Consider the following 20108-nt stretch of genomic DNA (forward strand, 5'->3'; position numbering starts at 1 on the left):
CACGACGGGACAACCGAGGTCGTCACCTACACAGTGGTCAGTAATGCCCAACCAAAGGGAATAAAGGGAGGGGATGCGGACTAGACACCTAGGCTGATACGATTTGACTCCAGCCCGCAAGTCCGAAACTTCGCGGAAAGTGTTCCAAGTATTGAAAGTGCCGCGAATAGGGCAATCCAGCAAATAACCTGCAGACCACCCCATATCTGCTTTGATCACTCCGGCTTTTTTTCAAGATGGCTTTCGCGTCAACCGTCTAACTATGCTGCTGTTTTCTCGATCTGTTGCTCTCGGTCCGGGTTCAGCAGCACGATGCCGATCGGCTCCCAGTTACGCGTCCGGCCTGACCGCCGTTCCGGTTCTTTCTCCTTCGCTCGTTCGTACAGCTCATATCGCCGGGCTAAGACCTGATGCTCCAGCCCTCGATGCCGCTCAGCCGGTGGGACGAACCGGAGACGACTATGCGGGTGCTCGTTGTTGTATCAGCGCATAAAGTCTCTCACCCAAGAGCGTGAAGCGTCCAAACTGAAAAAGCCATCCTGGGACCATTGCGGGCAGTATTTCAGAGTTCTAAACAGCGACTCCGAGTAAGGACTGTCATTGCTCACGTCGGTTGGCCCCGCGAGGGTGTGATGCCCAGGTCGTACATCTTGCTCAACAGCGTCACCGATTTCATCGTCGCTCCGTTGCGGCTTACTCGCCGCTTTCCGCGTCGTAGACCTCCCAGCCCACTGCCTTGCGGCTGTAAATATCCTCGATCAGAGAGGTAGTAATACTTGCGGCGTATCGGCGAGAGCAAACAAGTGGTGTCCCATGACCACACCAGATTGGGCGCTTTGGCCGTATGCGTCGTCGGTGTCGTGTGCCTTCTGGGTCGCTGTCTGCGGTCTCGATGTTGCTGTCGGCCTGCCGCACGTAAAACGCAATAAAGCGTCGACTCCGACGCCAGATAACACGCTTGATCGGCAGCCGTGGCATGATCTGGCACGGCGGCAAGTGGGCGTACTCCGGGCTGTTACACAGCGTCACGGTGGTCTGACGCTCGAACTTCGCTCAGTGCATTTTGCGGTGTTGGCCGTGTGGCAATCGTTCGGGTGTCGGCCCGGATAACCTCCGTTCAGTCCAGCGCTGCGAGGTCCGCAGCGATCGGCCGATTTCCCTACAGGCCTTGATTTTTCTAGCGCCTGCCGCGACCGCGCTAACCAGCCAGGCAACGCGTAACTGGCGCTCTGGCAAAGACGTTAGTTGTCCTCGTTGTCGTTCCTCCTCCAATAGTCGTTTAGCTTTTTTCGCAGCACCAACAACGCGGCTGTTTCAGCGAGCGCATTGTCTTTGCGGCGCAGTTCGCGCACAAGTTCCTGGATGCGTTTCTTGTCATTGCGAGATTGCTAGCGGTCTAATTTTTGCTGGGCCTTCGCCAATTTCTGGCCGGTGATGAAAGCCTGCCGCCAAGCCGTACTTGTTCGGGGTAAAGGCCTTTGCGGCGGCAGTATTCACCTAGGGTGACGCTGAACAATTAACCCATTCGCACTGGCCCCATTTCCAAGCCGATTTTTGAACCTGCCAGCCTTCTTTTGCGTTTCTGGGGCCGATTTCTGCCCTTATTTTGCTGATATGGGGGCCAGTCCCGCCTTTCAGACGGATTTATCCCGCCGCCCATTGCAAATACCGCTTGGCCAACATTAGGTTGGCCAAGCCAAACAGGCTGAACATCTGCGCCGTATTTTTTTCCAGCCCACGGTAGTGAACCTTGCGATGATGGAAGCGCACCTTGATTATCTGAAATAGGTGCTGGACCTTGGCACGCAGGTGCGTCTTGGCGTATTGGATCTTGCGCTTGACCTGGTACAGCAAGCAGCCTTTGCCGTGATGTTTATAGCTGCTTGGCAGTGCTGCGATCGACCAGATAACGTCCCGTTCAGCATGCTCCGGTCGCTTGACCGCACCGGTGTATCCGGAATCTCTCGAGATGTGGGTTTCCGCACCGTGCAGCAGTTTGTCGACCTGAGTGACATCTGCCACGATGGCCGCCGTACCAACCAAGCTGTGCACCAATCTCGACGTGGCGTCGACACCAATGTGGGCCTTCATCCCGAAGTGCCACTGCCACTGATTGCCTTTTTGGCCTGATGCATCTCAGGATCGCGCTTGCCTTCTAGGTTCTTGACCGACGGCGGCACGGCGATCAGGGTAGCGTCGACGATAGTGCCTTCCTTGAGCAGCAGACCCCGGCTGCCCAGATGCAGGTTAATCGTTCAAACAGCATCCGCGTTAGCTGATGGGTTTCCAGCAAGCGGCGAAAACGCAGCAAGGTAGTGGCATCCGGTGCCGACTCGCGGCCCAGGTCGATGCCCATAAAACCGCGGATGGCTTGGTTGTCATAGACGGCATCTTCGCAACCTTCATCGGAGAAACCGAAACATTGCTGCGTGACATACATGCGCAGCATGCGTGATAACCCAATCGCAGGGCGTCCGCGCTTGCCTGTGGTGTCGCTATAGAACGGTGCCACTTGCGCCTGCAGCTGCGCCCAGGGCACCAGCTGTTCAAGGTCAGCTAGGAAGCGATCTCGGCGAGTCTGCCTTTTCTTGCCGGTGTATTCGAGTTCGGAGAAGGACTTCTGCACGTGCGTAACGATCACGGAGAGGGTTGCTGGTTGAAGTTACTCAATGTGCCAATGGTGGGGACTGTTGGCTATTTTTGTAGCGTCTCCCTAGGTCGATCTCGGACAAGCCGGCGGCTTTGAGCTGACAGCAAACTTGGTTTCGGCTGACCAATTTTCGGCCAACGACTTGTTTTCGGACACTGCACTTCCTTCAGAACTGAGCTGTTTGCGCCAGTTGGACAAAGACATTTCGCTGACCCCCTCGCGCCGGGAAACCTCGGCCATCGAAAGGTTCAGCGTGGTAAGCAGCATCTTGAGTAATGCTGCTCTGCGTTCAAGCGAATAGTACGGCACGACCAGTCTCTTTCAGCCCGCCAGACGCCAGCCCTTCATCAGCTCGTGCACGCATGCGGAAAAATTCAAAGAAACACGCCAAACAAACTAATGGAAATCGACCATGAGCAACGGTTGTTCACTCGGGCACCGGGCACGTCAGGCGCAAATGATTCAACGCTGGAAACCGTGGGAGCGCAACACCGGCCCGCGAAGTGAGGAAGAAAAAACATGGTGTTGCGCAACGCCTTGAAAGACGGTGTGAAAGCGCACTTGAAGGAGTTGCGCCGCTTTATACGTGAGCAGGCCTGCGCGTTACGAAATTTGCGGAGAATAAGTCATAGCCAGCAGCGTTGAAGGGCAGCGCTGCGGGCCCCCGGTGTCTAGAAGTTGCCACGGCTTTCCAAGTTCCGGTGTGCGCAGCGCCCCTACCAAGTACCGTCAATTGGATTGAATCACTTTTCAGGAAAGGCCTACAGCCAAAAAATATGCGGGCTGATATGGTGCACAATCAATGCTGAATTCGCCGAGCGGATTAAGCGTTTCAGAATGTTGTCCGCTAGTTGCGTTAAGGAGAAGCTTGTGTTTTCCCTCACCAATACTGCTTTCTTTGATTTACTGGTTCCTTCGAAACATAACGATTTTGAAGTGCTCGCTTTCGAAAACATTGAAGTCATTAGCGGGGAGGGGTGCGGTGAAAATCCGAACGTAGATCTGAAAAAGCCAGCCGGCGTGGGCCGTGGCAGGCTGAAGTCAAGCGCATTTGCTCCCGCTAAAAGCCGTCTGGCTCTCGCATGTTCTCCCTTCCTGATCGCATCCCTATGCAGCTCCTCACTCATGGCCGCCCCGGCCAGCTCACCGGTGACTGCGCCTGTAATAGGCCGTGCCCCGACGCTTACCATGCCGACCATGAACAACCTCAGCGCATCTGGAAGAACCCCGGCTCAGGGTGACGAAATGCGGGCCACGTACGTTTATAGCGACCTTGATGGCGATTTGGGAAATTCGAGCCTGGCTCAGGTGCAGTGGTTTGCCGATACTGTGGCAATCCCGGGGGCTACCGCCCTGAATTTTCTCCCGACGGCAGCGCAAAACAAGAAGTTTCTGACCGTGCAGGTCCAGCCGGGATCCATGCCCCCGGCCGATCCCGATATGGCGCTGGCGCCGATGATGAGCGCAGTAAGCCTATCGCCAGTGTTGCCGCCACGAGCACAATTAGCAGCGGCGTATAGTCCAGCGAACGTCAGCCGCCGGTGGGGTGATGCCTATATGAACTGCGCAGGACAAAGTAAACGTCTGCCGAGCGTCAGTGAATTGCAATCCTTGTTTACCACCTATACCCGGTCTAATGCAGTGGGGACAAATGGAGGGGGGGACCTTAATAGGACCTATGGTTGGCCAGGATCAGATGTTTATTGGTCGAGCAACGGCGATGACGCGAGGCATCAATACGTTTACATCCATCAAGATGGCCGTTCGGTCACAAACGTCAACAGCAACACCTATTACTTTGCCTGCGCCAACACGGGTACGCCAGAGTTATTGCCCACAGTTACAGCGGCCAGTGTCCCCTCCGCCACAGTGGGAGCGCCCGTAACAGCGGTCTACACTTACAATGGAAATGCGACCATTCCTGATCGCTCACGCTTCCAGTGGTACACCGCCACCGCGAGCAACGGTACCACTGGAAAAACCGCGATAGCCGGCGCTACAGCCGCTAGCTATACCCCGGTCGCCGCCGATATTGATAAATGGTTGGTTGTTGAAATCACCCCTGCCAGCTATGACACGGTGGTAGGCACACCGGTCACGGCCATTGGCGCGCTGGCAGTATCCCCCATCAGCATTACTGATCTGGCCATTGAAAAGCCGACGGCAGCTCGCGGCAGCTTCCAGGCCAATTATACCTTCACTGGCGGCACTGAATCGGGCACCACCTACCAGTGGTATTGGAAGGGAGCAGCGGTAAGCGGTGCAACCGCTAAAACCTTTACCTTCCCGAGCCTGACAATTCCGTCGGCCAGTGCGGCGGAAGAACTGAAAGTTGAGATCACGCCAAAGGCCGGTACTGCGGTGGGGCCAATGGCAAGCACGACGCTGGGCCTGCAGAGCTCGATTGCCTGGAACGCACCGTTCGGGCAAGGTACTTGGTACGACATGGCCAAAACGTGCGCCAGCCAAAGCAACGGTAATAAGCGTCCCGGTACCACCGCAGAGCTGCAGGCATTGCATGCTTCACTGGGGAATATGGCTGCTTACGGAGTTAGCGTAGCGAACAGCTACTGGACCGGCACGCTTGGCGCTACACAAGGTACGCACCAGATTGTGAGTTTGAATACCGGGACGATGACCAATTCCTATCAGGATAGCGGGGGCGGTGAACGCGGGCTGTGTGTCGCTGGAACTGCGTCCGCGCCTCGCGGCTTCGGAAATATTTTGGTCAATGGACATCAATTCGCAAATAACGTGGGCTTCCCTACGGCTGGCGTTGATAACGGGTACTTCGAGTTTGTCGGCTTAAAGGGGAATAAGGATTTCGCTTATCGCTCGACAGATACTAACCGAGCAGTCACCCATTACGATAACAACTGGTTGGGCGGAGTTACGGTCAAAAATAAAGGCAGTGTTAATATCGAGGTTTATAATCTCGCCGGCGGCAACCCGATCACGTATACCATCAACCCTGCGCGCTGGTTTACTTACGTAAGCCTTAACGCTAAACAGGATCCGAATCAGGCACCATGCCCCGCAGGTAATGTTTGGCCGTCAATCGTCAGCAACGGCGTCAACAGACGTGAAATGGGCACTATGTGGGGCGAGTGGGGCAACTTAGGTAGCTTCGGCTGGCCAAGTGATCCAGGCATAATTGTCGCCGGTTACCCGCTGGATTATTGGATGGACCAACGAGCCAACATCGCTAATTCATGGGGCGCAGTTGGTTCAACGAGCGGACAAACAGGTGAGGCCAGCTGGAAGAGCTATAACTTTACCAAAAAACTGTGCCTGCGTAATTAACCAGAACGCTAGACCGGAAATTCGCACTCATGACGCTAATAAGAGCGTCATGAGTAACGGTAGGTTAGTTCGTTAAGTCTTTGATGCTGGCCTTCTATCCACTGGCGACAAAAGTCGTTTGCAAGGTGTAGGCTCCACGCAGCAAAACTGGGTAGTATGTTTAAATTAGTCCTTGGCCCGCTTTTGCTCAGGAGTAATTATTTAAAAGCAACATCCTAGCGAAGGTTTGAAGTTCCCATCCTTTTTTTGATGCCGTCACTACCGGAGACTCAAAAAAATCATAAATCGGCCGAAAATGAGAGCTTTATTGAACTTAACTCATGTTTCGTTCCTCAGTTCGGGCTGTCCAGGGCCATTAGCCAGCCTTGCGGACGCACTTCTCCCATACCCATCAGCCATTGTCGAACCATCCACAGGTTCGACAACGCGAATAACGTAGCCTGCTGCGCGATGTTTTCCGCCACACCACGAAAGCTCACTTTCGTATAACCAAACTGGCGCTTGATTACCCGGAATGGATGCTCCCCCTGGGCCGGACTTGAACTTTCGAGTATTCTAATTTGCGGCGCATGCGACCGACCAAGCTCTTTTTTTCATGGTCTTATAGCTTTTTTTGGGTGCGCGGCGATCGACCAGATCATCTCGCGATCCTGGTGCGCGAAACGCTTGCCCATGCCAGTGTAGTCGGCATAGCCAGAGACGTTCCTCGTCATGCAGCATTTGATCGACTTTGGTCACGACCGCCATATTGGCCGCAGCGCCTACTAAGATATGCATCAAACCGGATTTAGCATCGACACCGATGTACGATTCCATACCGAATAAGTACTGATTTCCTTTCTTTTGCCTGGTGCCTTTCGGGGTCTCGTTTAATGTCCTTGTTCTTGGTCGAACTCGGCGCGTGAATGATCCTCGCATCGAGCACTGTACTTGGCGCAGCAGCAAAGCACGATCACCCAAATAGCCGTTGACGAACTGCAAAATTTCACCGGCCAACTCTTGCTTTTCCAAGAATCGACGGGAGTTGAGGATCGTCGCTTCATCCGGAATTCAATCCAGAGTCAAGCCTGAGAACTGGCGCAGATCTTCGTTTCATACAGTGACTCTTCCATCGTCGGATAGCTGTAGCCGAACCAGTTTTGCATCAGATGAGCCCGCAGCATGGCCATTAAGGGATACCCCTAACGGCCCCTTCTTCTTTTGGATAATGCGGCTTGATCAAAGTAATCAAGCCCAGCCAGGGCGCCACCTGATTTACCTCGATCAAGAAGCGCTCGCGGCGGGTCTTCTTACGTTTGCGGGCATACTCGGTATCGGCGAAGGAGATCTGTTTCATCGGGGGCTCAACCGCTCCGTTTGTGCGAAGTGGCTATTTCACCAGATCGGGATTTTCAGAGTTTTCCATAGACACGCGGCTAATCGACGCTGGTGGGCGGACAATAAATTCACCCCTCGCTATGCTTTGAATGTCCCGTAAAGCCAGCCAGACACTCAATGATCGCCTATATTACTTGTTTCGATGCGTGGGCTCCGTTACAGAACGACTTGAGCTTTCACTGGCGACCATCGGCCTTTTGGGGATTCATTATTTATAGGCCTAGATTTGAGTACCGCAGTCAGGTTTCGAGGTGCATGTGCTTAAAGGAGTGCGGCGAGCTCACTGACAATTTGGAGAAAAGTCATCATAAACTCTAATACGGCGAAGTATGCGCAACGCATAGATCATTGATCTCGGTGGTGTCATTCATGGGGGCGCCAAGCCTTATACAGTTTGGTCGCCAGGCAGAATCCGGCTGGCTTCGGCGTTTGTACGATGATGGTCAGTTTCCTCGTCTGCGCCGGGATGATGTCATTGGAGGATTCTTAACTATGTCGTCTTGCCATGCGCGGAGGGCCTTAGGGTGTACCTTCTCCCAACCGGGGGGCCGCTGCTGTCGTCGCATACGCATCCGTGGCAATGCCAATTCAACGCCATCGGGCAACGCAACCCATAACTGCTTGTTGATACTAATCATTATGAACTCGTTCGTTTGGCTCAAGCTCCAACGAAAAATCGCCGCGTGAGCATTCAAAATGATCTAGGGCTGTTGATGACCCATCCTCAACTTAATTTTTGAATGGGGAGAAAATGGATGCGACATTCATGGACACATAGGTTGGACCTGCTATGGTCATCATCAGTGTGTGTCGTTTCTAGTAGACACTGATGGGCAATCAATGTTCGAGCCTTTAAAAACCTCTGCGCTTTTGGATGGGAAATTGCTCTAAATTGATTCATTGAAGGATGCGCGTAATAGGAACACTTCATAGCCAGTCGCCGGTACTGCTTATGCATCGACATTCGCCGCATACCTAGGTTGACGGCGTTGGACTGGGCGCGACGATTTTGTTTGATGCGTCTTTTCCACCGTGACGACGGTAGGTGTGGGAGGGTCCCGTGGTGGTGTCTTTTGTTCTGAAAATGCGATTGTTGTCGCAGTTTTGCGACACTCGTATCCAGCAGATCAAGAAGTTTCCATTCGTTATAAGTTTGACTTCAAGATATTCGGCGAGTTGCTGTAAATCAGTGACCTAATCAATCTGGAGCAATAGCAGATGAATACCCCCTCAGCACGAAATAAAATCGCACAAGCAATAGCGTGGTCCCTCGCGCTAGGGCTCTGTACCCATCTCACTCAAGTGTTGGCCTTGGACTCGCTTCCGACCCAAGCAGTAGAGGGGCGTGCGCCCGTCCTGACGGATCTGAGGGTGGAAAACGAAACTCGACCCGGCGAACGGCCTGCCGAAGGAGACCGAGTCAGAGTCGTGGGCTACGACTTCGGCGACGCCGATGGCGACTCTGAAATACTCAGTGGAGGCAACGCCACTAGTTATCGGTGGATGCTGGACGGGACTCCCATTAGTGGCGCATCTAGCCCGGAGTATACGGTGGGGGCGTCCGACGCCGGCAAGTCATTGGCTGTCGAAGTGACACCCAAGACGGACCCTGCCATCACAGATCCTGCGGTAGGGATGCCTGTGCTCAGTACGGCGTTTGCCGTCGGTGAGGCAGATCAGCCAACTCGGATCGAGATTCACAACAACTCGGGGGCTATTACGAGCCGACCTATTGTGGGTGAACTCCTGACGGCCACTCCGATTTGCCCGGCCGCCTGCGCGACGGATCTGGTTTACACCTGGAGCGTGGACGGGGCTAACGTCGGTTCTGGTCAGACATATACTCCGACTAAAGACGATCAGAAAAAGGTCATCACCGTGTCGACGCCGACAGTGCGATAAAGCAAAGGCGCGAGCGCAAGTAACCTTTGAATCGGCAGTGCCCAAGATAGTATCTGGGAGGGGGCGGGATAGAACCCGCATCACCAGGGCTTTGGTTTCGCAAGGTACTCGCGCAAGCGCTAGCCATGCAACTCACAAGCTGAGGCCCTTTGGCCATTAGGGGGGCGCTTTGCGCGCTTAGGCTGCGCAGGGCCCAATGGGGTGTCGGGCCTTTGCGCTGCGGTTGGGGGTTGAGTCTTTTCGCCAACACCCCGCATGAATGGCCTGGTGATCTACGCTGGTGTGATGAAGCTAGGATTCTCTTTCAAGGAGTAAGCTTTCGTGACCTTGCAACCCATTCACACCTTACTGATCGCCGCGTTCGTATTGCTGCTCGGTCGAGGGGTTAATCGACTGATTCCATTTCTTTCACGCTATAACATTCCCGATCCCATTACGGGCGGCCTGCTGTTTGCGATCGCGATGACGGTCATGGGCGTGTTCAGCGATGTCCGGGTCGACTTCGATGTAACGTTAAAGCCGACCTTGTTATTAGCCTTTTTCGCCGCTGTAGGCTTATCGGCCGACCTTTCATTGCTAAAGCAGGGGGGCAAACGACTACTCAAGTTTGTTCTGGTGATGATTCCCTTTCTTATCCTGCAAAATCTACTGGGGTTGTTGATGGTGCTGAGCCTCGACTTGCATCCGCTGATGGGGCTGGTCGGAGGAAGCATCACATTGGTGGGTGGGCATGGCACCGGGGCGGCGTATGCCGAACGGTTTGCTCAGGTGAACAACATTCAGTCCATTATGGAGCTGTCGATGACTGCGGCTACCCTGGGGCTTGTTTTGGGAGGGCTGACCGGTTCGCCCCTGGCGCAGTGGCTGATAAAACGTCATCAACTAACAAGTAAAACCGCGCCTACCACCGCGGGGGCGCCTGGGTATGAGGTAGCGGAAGACCCGATTACGATTAACAACTTTGTCATCGTGCTGGCCATCACGCTCTTGTCCGTACTCAGTGGTCAGGCGATTGCCGGTTGGGTCGCTGATGGAATGATCACCCTACCGAGTTTCCTTTGGTGTTTGTTGGTCGGCGTATTGATCCGCAATGGGGTTCAACTGGTAGGACTCAGGCTCAATGCGGCGGTGATCAATCTGGTCTCTACCGTCTGCTTGTCGCTTTTTTTAGCCATCACCATGATGAGCCTCAACCTTGACAGTGTTTTTCGTTTGGCGGGTCCGCTGTTGTTCATTCTTGTCGCGCAGGTGATCCTGGTGTTGTTTTATGCCGTCTGGGCAACGTATCGGCTGTTGGGGCGTGACTATGAAAGTGCGGTGATGTCAGGTGCTTTTTGTGGTTTTGCCATGGGCGCCACGGCCACCGCGATTGCCAACATGCAGGCCATTACCCAGCGCTATGGTCCGGCACCGCAGGCGTTTGTTGTTGTTCCCTTGGTGGGTGCGTTCCTGATCGACTTGCTCAATGCTCTGGTGCTGACGGGCTTTTTAGCGTTGCCATGGATGGGCGCATAATGAAGCGACAATATTTGATGGTGTGTTTTTGTCTGATGGTGAGTGCCTGTTCCCGTGGCCCGGAGACGGTTACCCTGAAAGACGATGTCGAGGCACGATTGAATCAGGTATTTGGCGAGAACACGCTGACCGTCACTCATCTGGAGCGCAGGGGCTCATCCAAAGATACTGATCCGTCTGGAGCGCGCGAACGGCTGATGGTTTACTTTGATGCCGACCTGAGACTGAAACAAGCCCACGACTTCAGCGCGTGGGACTCACCCGGCACCGCATCGCTACTCAGTGCCCTGGGGGCTGGCCCGCGAGGCATTCGCGGAATCGTCAGCGGAGGGAATCAACCGGGTGATCTGCTTCGCGCTCATGGTAGCTTGATCTACCAACGCGAGTCGGGAGGCTGGCAGGTTTTGACGGCGCAAGGTTTTACTCAGCCGGCGGCGCCGGCCACGGAACGACCCGACGACACTTCACCGTTGGTTTCGGCCATGAGCACTGCTTTGAACCTCGATCCTGCCGGTAATAATGCGCAAACGCGCAAAGTCATTAAGGATGAGCTGTCACGCGCAATGTTGAATATCCAAGGTCGTATCGCTCGTTTGGAGCAAGGTTATGCCTTGGCTGCAGGCCCGAGCTTTGGTCAATACAGCCGCTTTTCCATTGCATTCAGCGCACTTCTCAATCAACAGGGAATAAAGCTAGTCCCGCAACTGAGTGAGGGCGGGGTTGAAAATTTGCGGATGTTGCGCCAGGGCAATACCCAATTGGCTCTCTCGCAAAGCGATGTAGCTTATGAGGCCCTTTGGGGAACGGGTTTATTCACGGCCGACGGCGCTAATCCGCGATTGCGGGCATTGGCAGCGCTGTACCCCGAACCAGTCCATATTGTGGTTCGATCAGACGGTCCAACCAGTTTCGACGGATTGCGTGGGCGGTGGGTCAACTTGGGCTTGCCGGGTTCGGCCTCGCGTGAGACCGCGCTGGCGGTATTAGCGGCTAATGACCTGAGCACCAGCGACCTTGCGGGTCGTACAGAGCTGGATTTACCGGCGGCCCTGGCGGCGTTACGTGATGGTCAGATTGACGCCTTGATACAAGTCATTGGCGCGCCTGCCGATGCCATCGCTGCCGCGAGCGATACCGTCGACTTGCGTTTTCTGCCCCTGTCACCTCAAGCCCTGGCGCACCTGGTGGCTAATCGCCCTGGTGTTTTCGCCTATACCCTGCCGGTCGGAAGTTATCCGGGGCAGAGTCTGGCGGTAAGTAGCTTGGCGGTGAGCAGTCTATTGTTGACAGAAGACGAGACATTGAGTGGCCTCGAAGCGGAACAACTGGTGCGGTTGATGTTTGAGTCTGGCGAGCAGTGGCTATCGTTGGGCAGTGTGCAAGGGACTCAGTTGTCACTCGCCAATGCCCTCAAGGGCCTTGATATCCCTGTTCATCCGGGGGTGACCAAGGTATTGCAAGGAAAGTTAGACTCCGTCCACCCGGACAGCAAAAACCCCGTTAAATGAATAAACATCCGAGTCTGAATGTTGCCCGAGTGATGCGAAAGTCCAACCTTACCGAAAATGTTTCCTACGACCAAAATCATCGCTGTTGTTGCTCCTACTCCTTGATCGCCTCCAGTTGGCTCGAGAGCTATTCAACGTCCATGTCTAGGTAATGGCTCTACTGCTCGGAAGGCTTGCCAATGCCGAGCGTTTGTATGTTGAGCATTTGTCCTGTCTCGTATCAGGAAATGGCCGGAGGGCGGTGAGTCGGTGACGGCTTAGTTGAGTCTGCGTGTGACCAATCAGCTGTTGGTTTTCGCTGTTTCGGCTTACCTGGTATCTGTCCGCAACGGCTCAGGTCGTCATGCACTGCTCCCATCCACGTAGAAACGATCAGTGGGCATTTGCAGGGATGAGGTAAAAAAGAGCAGGCTTAATCACGAGGTCATTGCAACCGTTTCAGTACCCGCTGTACGCATCCCAACGAGATCGCCCGAGTTCAAAGCCTCGCGCGATACCAGCCTCACTCTATTGAGGTCGAGCGACTGCGAGAACCACCTGTCCCGTCGTCACGGCTGATCTTCAAGCAACAACATGAGCGTATGCCCAACCATCGTGGCCGACCTGGCATCGTGGTTTGCTACAGCCTGGGTGCGTCAACGCGCCACACGGCCCTACACTATTAGGTGTTGATGGTAGCTACAGTTTTGCGAGGAAGCTGGTAGTTTGCGCGGCCTCTAGCCAAGACGCGAGAGGTTGGCTATTGAGTGAGCGCTGCTGTGGGGGTCATGAGTAAGTACTCCAGAACGGCCCTAAGTATCATTCGGTAGTCGGGGCGTCGAAGGCGTTTGAGCTAAGCAATACAGTTCAGTGTGCAGCACTGACCAGCCACGGGTGCTGGCCAGACCGTCACGAGTTAAATCAATGGGGCCTGACTCGACGCGATCAGCTTCGCCGGCTTTGCGATATATGGTGACCCACAGGATGGGCGTGAGCTGCGGCGCTTTATCGCTGTAGCAATAGCGGCCCAGCTCGCGAAAAATGACGGGCACGCGTTTTTTGCTTTTCATCGCATACCGGGCCGCCCCCAGTAGACCCCGGGGTACAAGCATTAGATCATCCTTTTTCCAAGGGGTGGCGCCACTTTGGAATTCGGCCTGCGGATGATCCGCGATGGTACGGAAAACATCCCAGAGCGACGTAGGCTCGCCGCTAACTTCGACTTTGCTTTGACTATCATCCAAATAGGCGGACAGCCAAGCACGCGGAATAACGACCATATCAGTATCGCTGCTCACAAAAACACCTCGTCTATATTGGCCGTAATCATTTAAATTCCGTGGTGATAGGGTAATAAATAATATTGACGTTAGTGTGTCTCATCGGCGGGACAGTTGAATAATTTAAGAGGCATGCAAACAAACGTTAATCGACAGAAATATTAAACTGGTAATTATTTTTTGCCATCCCCGATGGTGACTAAAAAATCTAATGTAGTAGACGGTTGTGTTGACTTCAAGTGTCTTTGGCCAGAGTTGGCCACTAGTTATAAATGATAACGCATTATGTCCTGTGCATGAGACAGTTGAAGCACGATATTCAAAACCCCAAATTCCGCAATCCTTTAAGTTGGGTGAGGTTGCAGTCCACAGCTCCGACACTTGGGCCATTATTATTGAGCACCACGTTGAGTTGAGTCAGGTTGCTCACCAAATTGCTGTTGCCCACTAACCGGGTATTTTGCAGCAGCCCACCCTGGGCTACTTGTTGTAGAGTACGGCCTTGATCATTACTCGCCTGAATGGCCATCTGGATTCCGCCGCTGGTCGCGGACACCGCGACACTGCCCGCAGCATTGCTCCCAGTGATGGTTTGGCCAGCAACGAGCGCTTGGCCTAGTTCCGGCATCAGCGCCGGGGCCACACTGGCTTCCTTGACGTCGATGGCAATGCTGTTGTTTGAACTGTTGCCATCACCGGCCGCCCGCGTCACTTGGGTAATGCCTTGAGTAATAACGCTCAGGCCCGCCCCACCGATGACGGTACCCCTGCCCATTTCGGCTGTGCTGCCATTCCCGGTTTCCTTGAGGGTAGAAACGTAGAATTGCGGTTTGATGGTAGTGGCCTGAATCTGCATGGTCGTCGTGGCGCCGATCAAATCGCCGCTAGCATTGCGCCAACTGCTGCTCATGACCACGCCGAAACTGATGATCCGCCCTGGCATGACGTACCGGCCACGCAGTTGGGCCAGCTCCGCGTCCTTGATTTCGATGGGAATAAATCCATTAGCAAAGCCTGAATTGCTCGCGATCAAACAAGCAGCGGCCAGCCAGTGTGAAGCTTTCATCTGCTGCTCCCGGAGCAAACCTCTGCCCCTGCGGTTGTCGTTGGGTGACTAGAAAAAGTCGCTCTGGATGAAACCAAACTCCATCAGCTCCGCGTCTCTGACCGGGTTGAAAGTGTCCAGCTGATTTTTCGCCGTCAACGGCGCCGGCGGATGGCGCAATGCATTGGCCTTGTCATAGCCCGGACCGACAATGGCAAACACGATGCCATTCCAGCCTTTGACAAAGTCATTGTGTGAGTAGCGTTTGTGGCCGAGCACCGGATCGCCGATGTAAACCCAATCCTTATCGGCCCGCTGCAAAACCACGAAGTGCTTGTAGCCACGAATTTCCATCAGCACCACCACTGGGATGGTGACGGCATCCAGCTTTTCGGGTGGGATTTTGTAGCCACGGGCCCGCATGCCAATGCTTTCGACATAGCGCTTCATGTCGAGCATGGAAAACCCTTGGGTACGCACCAGATCCTGATTCGCGTTGACCAACATGCCTTTGATGATGTGGTCTTCATCCACGTCGAGCCAATAGGCTTGGCGTAACAAGGTGGCCAGTGCTGCAGCGCCGCAACTGAAATCGGTTTTCTGTTCGACGAGATCGCTGAATTTGCGCTCGCGCAAACTTTGCACCGATTTGAAGACCAGCCCGCCACCGGGCAGAGCTGCCACCGGAATCTGGGCGGCCTGGGTCAGGCTCGACAGGCAGAGGAGGACGAACAGGGCAGTCTTACGCATGGACGATTCGCCTGTTTGGACAGTGAAAAAGCCCCGTGAGCGGGGCTTTCGTTCATGACGCCAGTTAGAAGGTGTTGCCACCCACGCAGGCTTTGCAGCCAGCGGCAATGGACAGCGAATTGCTCTGCTGGTTGCCGACCCCTGCGGAAACGTTGGCGCCACCGTTGCCGGAGAAGTTGTTCAACGAGCCGCTCATGGTGGCGTTATTCACCACTGGATTGGTCCAGCCGGTTGGCACCATTACTTGTTGGGTCCATACACCTGCCAAGTCAAAGGTCCCGGCCTCGGTGATGCTCAGCGGTTGGATGTCATTGCCACCACCGCTATGAGTGCCATTGCCATTGCCGTTATGGTTGTTGTGACTGTCGTGACCATTGTGAGTCCCGCCACTGTGGGTGCTGCCGCCGGCATTAAAGCCGGTAACGGTGCCAGTGTCATGAAAGGTACCCGCCGAAGCAAAGGTGCCATTCAGCGTGGTGACTTGCTCGGTTTGCACTGCGTTGTTGTTTACCACGAGGTTAGTCGAGGTTTGTTCGGCGGATGCCGAAGCACTGGTGACCCGACCACCGGATACGGCAACGGCCAGGTTGTTTTTCTGCTGGTTGAAGTTGCCGGCGGTGACGTTGATTCCAATGTTGCCGGAGCCGTTGTTCGCCGAGTTGTTCAGCGTCGCGTTGTTCTGCGTTGAATCATTGATCACTGCGTTGTTGTTGTTGGTTTGGTGTGCACTCGAGGAGGCGACGGCGCTGCCGAAAATAAAGGTTTCGTCAGCGGTGGCCAGGGCCGCCGCATTGTCTTGCTGGTTGCCGTCGCCCGACGCGGCGTTAAGCCCCATGTTGCCGTTGGAGTTATCACCCGAATTCTCGATATCGGCTTTGTTGAGGGTGCCCTCGTTCAAGACTTCGTTGTCCTGGCTATCTTGCGTGTCAGTCACGGTGGCGGCCGATCCCGCCGTTGTTTGTAGCTGCTGCAGCAAGGCGGCGGTCGGATCCACCGGAGCACTATGGCTGCCGTTATGGCCATTGTGATGACCGGTTTGGTGATCATTGTTGCTGCCACCGGCTTGCGCCGCCATGGCCAGTAGGGCGGTGAGAGCAAAAACCAGAGGTTTGAGCGCCAGAGTTGGTTTCATGGTGATTCTCCGTGCATTAGTTAGTTAAGTGTTGGGACTTTTCTAATCGCACTGCGGTTGGGTCAGTCAGCGACCCGGATGCTCAGGGTGTTAGCCATGCGGTTCCCCACCCCGGCACTCTGGTTCACCTGGATAATCCCTCGGCTGCCGGTGAAGGCCTGATCGCTGGTAACGACCTGGCGACTGCCGGTTGGGGACCCAGTTGCTCCTGAGTTTGGTAACAACGCCACGTTCTGTTGGGACAGGGCGCTATCGTCGACGCTCTGCGGTGCAGCACTGACGCTGATCCGCAGGGCATTGGCCATTTGGTTGTTGGCGCCGGCACCCTGGTTCACGCCCAGTACACCGTTGCCATTACTGAAAGAGGTACCGCCGATGGTGGCCGTCGCGTTCATCGACGGATTGGCGGGCGTATCGAGTTTTTGATGAACGCTGGTGGTTGTCGAGGCGTTGCTGCCAATGGCGATGGCGCGGACATTGGTCTGTTGCTGCTGATCGCCGGCGGCCTGGTTGACGTTGAAGTTGCCTTTGTAATGGACCCCGGCATCCTGGATGTTGGCGTTGTTAATAACTGCCACGCTGGAATCGGCCAAGGCGTGGCTGCAGGCGAGTAAGGTAAGAACCAGAACGAAGGGCTTCATCTCATTGACCTCCGGCCAATCGGCCCAGCGGGGCGAGACCGGTACTCAGGGCGCGGTTGATGGTGCCGGAAATTGCGCTGCCACTGCCTCCGCCGTGGCTTGCCGTCATGCCCGGCAGGCCATTGGGGTTGGTGACGATGTTAAGGCCTGGCAGGTTGCCGTTCTGGTTGAAATTGCTGCGAATAGCGGCCCCGCTGGAGACACTGGCAAAATCACCGTCGCTCAGTTCGGTGCTGTCCATCGTTGAGTGGATGCGTGCGGAAGGATTTGCGTTGACCGTGGTCGGGTAGGGGGCTGGGGGATTGGATCGACCGATGGGAACGGGCTGCACGGTTCGCTGCAGCACAATGACGCCATCGCCCGCTGCAAAGGCAAGAGGGCTAATCAGCGTATTGACCACAACCCCCGAGAGCATCAGGCCGATCCAATATGGCATATTGAAACTTTCCACTTCGTTACTCCCTTTAACGTGAACTCGTCTTGGGTCAGCGTTGGGGAGCAGAGAGCAGAAGCTGTGCCGTGTTTGGTTTCTCAAGTTAATTCAAGAACTTAGAATTTTGTTTCAGAACCTCTAACAGGGCCCTGTAATGCGGCTGAGAAAAATCGCGAGGATGAAAACAATCGTAATGGCGATTTGTTTTCTTCAAATCAAGAGTCTGCGAAAAATCGTTTCAGTTGCTTTACAAATGCAGAGCTATTTAGTTAGACCTGTTGAATTAGCATGTTTGCGGCCGGGGCGGTGTTACTAGAACGGACATACTACAAAGAAATAGTCAAAAAGAGCTTAATGTTGTCTCAATAATAGGACAAGTGCGGCGTAATAAATTATTACAGGGTAGAAAGTTGTATCTTTAGGGCGGCATGATGGGGTTAACCTTCGATGGGGTTCGGTAGCCAGCTTATTAAAAAACATATGGTCGTCGGTCACTGAAAAACTATTTTTTCTGAAGATCAGTGGGTCGGTATAGGCCCTTTTTGCTTGGCAGGTAAGTCCATACAATTTGTACTGGTCGTTGCCCTTGGCTAAAAATTTTATTTATATTTTTATTAAGTGATTGATGTACTACATTTCAAGCATGCACGTCCTCGCCGCACTTGCTCGGGACGCTTCCCGGGCTGGCGAATATGAGAGTGCGCATCCCGAGGATTACCGATGAGTACAATAGAAAGTTCAGAACTGACCAGGGAGCGGCAAATAACGGATAAAGCGCTGGCCATCCACCTTAATAATTGTCTTCGACCCAGTGATCCCGGGCTTTTGGCCGGAATGCTCGGTCATATTGCCACCATCAAGGGATTCTCCCAGCTTTCACGGGATACGGGTATCAGACGTACAAGTCTCTATAGAATTCTTTCCATCAACGCTGATCCGAGTTTTTCGGACATACTCAAAGTGATCGGCGCCCTTGGCTTCACCTTGCACTTTGAGGCGGTCGCCATGGACACGGCATCTGTCAAGGAACCGGTCACCCCGGGCGTCCAGTGCCAATGCTGCTCTCTGTCTACGACTCAGGTTTCCGATACGCTAGGGATCTTGTATGCCAAATAATCAGTATTACCAACTTGACGTCGTCGACGCCGCCGCGCTCAAACACATGGCTTCGGTGTCGACCGACTGCCGACGCCTGGCCGTCGGGAATTATCTCGACAAACACGGCGTTGCCGCCACGTTGAATTTGTTCGTTCAATCTCTGGGCATGGCTAACTCGGTTGTCCAAAACTGCCGCACAGCGGCCGAGGTATTCGTGAGCGAAAACGCCGACGTTCATCCTTACATCGCTGCGCAGATAAACCTGCCCACCATGCTGGGGGCGTGTATGGGCGCGATCCTCAACGCGAAATGTCATCTGCTCCCCAGTGGAGCCTGTGATGGCTGCGCCTATCGTATTGGCAGCATTGCCAATCAGAGCGAGTCTGCCACGGAAGACGCGGCGTATGCGCTCGTTGACCGTAAGGAGTTCATGTGCCATGGCGAACTGGATAATGAGGGCGAACCCATCAGGGTCTGCGCAGGGCATGCGAAGGCACATTATTGGATGGATAATTAAGAAAACTGCCTCCCATGCAGAGCCTGGAGATAGACCCATGATCACCACGTCCAAGGCCATTTATGATGATCCTCCCGTTACACATATCGTGACCTGGGAGGGAGTGTGTGAGGCGGTTGTCTACCTGGCCATTCCGCTCCAGATTGGACTGCTGCAGCGCATACAGGCGGTCACTCAGGCCAAAACTCCCCAGCCTTTTGCGAGTGCTTTAGAAGATCTGTTCCAGTACATGGACGCATTGAACGATACGACGTTGTTATGCTTCGAAGAAAAATGCTTGATCCGGGATTTTGTTCTGCAGGGCTGGAGCGAGTGGCGAGCAAGCTTTCCCGTGAGGGGAGTGCCCTTATGACTGCGTGGCACCTAAAAATGCAACTCAACTTGGCCATGCGCAGAATGTGGATGCACGAACATCACCCATAAAAAACGCGGGGTACTGGCTCGACTAATGGCGGGGTAGGGACTCGAATTGCGCGCAATCGGTTTCGCCGCTGGTTTTGAGTGCGTCTTTCGCGTCATTGAGTTAAGCAGGTATCGAGCCTCGAAGACGTCGAGATTCCGCTTTGTTGCCATTGGCAATCAGGCTCGCCCTGTGAATTGTCGAAATTGGTTGGCGCGGCTTCGAGATGACGTGCTCTGCAGATTGCTAACGTTCATCGATTTCCGCCTCCCCATTCGGGGATGCCTCGAAAACAATTTAATGCTGAGCGCTCTAGCAACTTTGAGAATGGTCGAGAAACTCGGATCAGCATCAGTAGTGCGAAGATGGTACCGCGTCGTGCGCCGGATACCGGTATCGCGGACTATGAGTAATCGTTCAGCGCGAGAGACCACACCTAAAGCGCCGGCTCAAAGGCCGGGATCATTTTCGCGATACAGTTTTGCAGATAAAAGCCAGCTTCTTTTTTTCCCTCCATTGCTCTGCGAAACTCGGGTCGATTATGCATAGCGCATGGTGACCTCCTGAGGTCGGCGCGT

At 54.3% G+C, this 20108-nt stretch carries 14 protein-coding genes and 4 pseudogenes; 7 read left to right on the forward strand and 11 right to left on the reverse strand.

Annotated features, from left to right (window positions below; genetic code table 11):
• Positions 1-260: 260 nt before the first annotated feature.
• The 3 pseudogenes from NL116_RS01490 to NL116_RS01500 all read right to left on the reverse strand — a co-directional run.
• Positions 261-1516 (reverse strand): annotated as a pseudogene (locus NL116_RS01490) (integrase core domain-containing protein); the annotation flags it as partial.
• Positions 1517-1644: 128 nt separating this feature from the next.
• A pseudogene (locus tag NL116_RS01495) lies at positions 1645-2626 on the reverse strand (IS5 family transposase).
• An 88-nt stretch (positions 2627-2714) separates the two neighbouring features.
• Positions 2715-2917, reverse strand: a pseudogene (locus NL116_RS01500) (transposase); the annotation flags it as partial.
• A 603-nt stretch (positions 2918-3520) separates the two neighbouring features.
• Between NL116_RS01500 and NL116_RS01505 the strand changes: the two are divergent.
• Positions 3521-5953, forward strand: coding sequence for a hypothetical protein (locus NL116_RS01505; protein ID WP_494375723.1), 2433 nt, complete (start codon positions 3521-3523; stop codon positions 5951-5953).
• A 332-nt stretch (positions 5954-6285) separates the two neighbouring features.
• On the opposite strand, the pseudogene NL116_RS01510 reads toward NL116_RS01505, so the two are convergent.
• Positions 6286-7289, reverse strand: a pseudogene (locus tag NL116_RS01510) (IS5 family transposase).
• Positions 7290-8548: 1259 nt separating this feature from the next.
• Between NL116_RS01510 and NL116_RS01515 the strand changes: the two are divergent.
• The 3 genes from NL116_RS01515 to NL116_RS01525 all read left to right on the forward strand — a co-directional run bounded on the left by NL116_RS01515 (position 8549) and on the right by NL116_RS01525 (position 12255).
• The gene (locus tag NL116_RS01515; protein WP_494375724.1) at positions 8549-9232 is read left to right on the forward strand and encodes a ZirU family protein; all 684 of its coding nucleotides are present in this window, start codon (positions 8549-8551) and stop codon (positions 9230-9232) included.
• 321 nt (positions 9233-9553) lie between these two features.
• Positions 9554-10747: a sodium/glutamate symporter gene (gene gltS / locus NL116_RS01520; RefSeq protein WP_494375725.1), complete on the forward strand. Its 1194-nt coding sequence runs from the start codon at positions 9554-9556 to the stop codon at positions 10745-10747.
• Complete coding sequence (locus NL116_RS01525) at positions 10747-12255, forward strand: TAXI family TRAP transporter solute-binding subunit (RefSeq protein ID WP_494375726.1); 1509 nt, start codon at positions 10747-10749, stop codon at positions 12253-12255. Before gltS ends, NL116_RS01525 begins: the two co-directional genes overlap by 1 nt.
• 791 nt (positions 12256-13046) lie before the next feature.
• On the opposite strand, the gene NL116_RS01530 is transcribed toward NL116_RS01525, so the two are convergent.
• The 6 genes from NL116_RS01530 to fapA all read right to left on the reverse strand — a co-directional run bounded on the left by NL116_RS01530 (position 13047) and on the right by fapA (position 17518).
• Complete coding sequence (locus NL116_RS01530) at positions 13047-13532, reverse strand: hypothetical protein (RefSeq protein WP_494375727.1); 486 nt, start codon at positions 13530-13532, stop codon at positions 13047-13049.
• Positions 13533-13833: 301 nt separating this feature from the next.
• The gene (fapE, locus tag NL116_RS01535) at positions 13834-14580 is read right to left on the reverse strand and encodes a fibril amyloid subunit FapE (RefSeq protein WP_494375728.1); all 747 of its coding nucleotides are present in this window, start codon (positions 14578-14580) and stop codon (positions 13834-13836) included.
• Between the two features lie 48 nt (positions 14581-14628).
• Entirely contained in the window at positions 14629-15309 is a 681-nt protein-coding gene (gene fapD / locus NL116_RS01540) for a fibril amyloid maturation endopeptidase FapD (RefSeq protein WP_494375729.1), read from the reverse strand.
• A gap of 64 nt (positions 15310-15373) precedes the next feature.
• Positions 15374-16441, reverse strand: a complete 1068-nt coding sequence (gene fapC, locus NL116_RS01545) for an amyloid-like fimbrin subunit FapC (protein WP_494375730.1) — start codon at positions 16439-16441, stop codon at positions 15374-15376.
• A 62-nt stretch (positions 16442-16503) separates the two neighbouring features.
• Positions 16504-17082, reverse strand: coding sequence for a fibril amyloid subunit FapB (fapB, locus tag NL116_RS01550; protein ID WP_494375731.1), 579 nt, complete (start codon positions 17080-17082; stop codon positions 16504-16506).
• Between the two features lies 1 nt (position 17083).
• A complete protein-coding gene (fapA, locus tag NL116_RS01555) occupies positions 17084-17518 on the reverse strand; it encodes a functional amyloid chaperone FapA (RefSeq protein ID WP_494375732.1) in 435 nt (144 codons plus the stop codon).
• Positions 17519-18235: 717 nt separating this feature from the next.
• On the opposite strand from fapA, the gene NL116_RS01560 reads away from it, so the two are divergent.
• The 3 genes from NL116_RS01560 to NL116_RS01570 are packed head-to-tail and all read left to right on the forward strand — an operon-like array spanning position 18236 to position 19482.
• The gene (locus NL116_RS01560) at positions 18236-18631 is read left to right on the forward strand and encodes an addiction module antidote protein (protein ID WP_494375733.1); all 396 of its coding nucleotides are present in this window, start codon (positions 18236-18238) and stop codon (positions 18629-18631) included.
• A complete protein-coding gene (locus NL116_RS01565) occupies positions 18621-19130 on the forward strand; it encodes a hypothetical protein (protein WP_494375734.1) in 510 nt (169 codons plus the stop codon). The genes NL116_RS01560 and NL116_RS01565 overlap by 11 nt, the downstream gene beginning before the upstream one ends.
• Before the next feature lie 37 nt (positions 19131-19167).
• Entirely contained in the window at positions 19168-19482 is a 315-nt protein-coding gene (locus NL116_RS01570) for a hypothetical protein (protein ID WP_494375735.1), read from the forward strand.
• A 227-nt stretch (positions 19483-19709) separates the two neighbouring features.
• Here NL116_RS01570 and NL116_RS01575 read toward each other — a convergent pair whose 3' ends face one another.
• Positions 19710-19964 carry a helix-turn-helix domain-containing protein gene (locus NL116_RS01575; protein WP_494375736.1) on the reverse strand — a complete coding sequence of 85 codons (255 nt, stop codon included), beginning with the start codon at positions 19962-19964 and terminating at the stop codon, positions 19710-19712.
• Positions 19965-20108: the final 144 nt, after the last annotated feature.

It is taken from the genome of Pseudomonas sp. FBCC-B1667 (genome assembly GCF_059133255.1).

Excerpts from the sequence above, each read along its gene's own strand:
- NL116_RS01515 (WP_494375724.1), top strand. The coding sequence starts at position 8,549 with ATGAATACCCCCTCAGCACGAAATAAAATCGCACAAGCAATAGCGTGG.
- NL116_RS01525 (WP_494375726.1), top strand. The coding sequence starts at position 10,747 with ATGAAGCGACAATATTTGATGGTGTGTTTTTGTCTGATGGTGAGTGCC.
- fapE (WP_494375728.1), bottom strand. The coding sequence starts at position 14,580 with ATGAAAGCTTCACACTGGCTGGCCGCTGCTTGTTTGATCGCGAGCAAT.
- fapD (WP_494375729.1), bottom strand. The coding sequence starts at position 15,309 with ATGCGTAAGACTGCCCTGTTCGTCCTCCTCTGCCTGTCGAGCCTGACC.
- fapC (WP_494375730.1), bottom strand. The coding sequence starts at position 16,441 with ATGAAACCAACTCTGGCGCTCAAACCTCTGGTTTTTGCTCTCACCGCC.
- fapB (WP_494375731.1), bottom strand. The coding sequence starts at position 17,082 with ATGAAGCCCTTCGTTCTGGTTCTTACCTTACTCGCCTGCAGCCACGCC.
- fapA (WP_494375732.1), bottom strand. The coding sequence starts at position 17,518 with ATGCCATATTGGATCGGCCTGATGCTCTCGGGGGTTGTGGTCAATACG.
- NL116_RS01560 (WP_494375733.1), top strand. The coding sequence starts at position 18,236 with ATGAGTACAATAGAAAGTTCAGAACTGACCAGGGAGCGGCAAATAACG.
- NL116_RS01565 (WP_494375734.1), top strand. The coding sequence starts at position 18,621 with ATGCCAAATAATCAGTATTACCAACTTGACGTCGTCGACGCCGCCGCG.
- NL116_RS01570 (WP_494375735.1), top strand. The coding sequence starts at position 19,168 with ATGATCACCACGTCCAAGGCCATTTATGATGATCCTCCCGTTACACAT.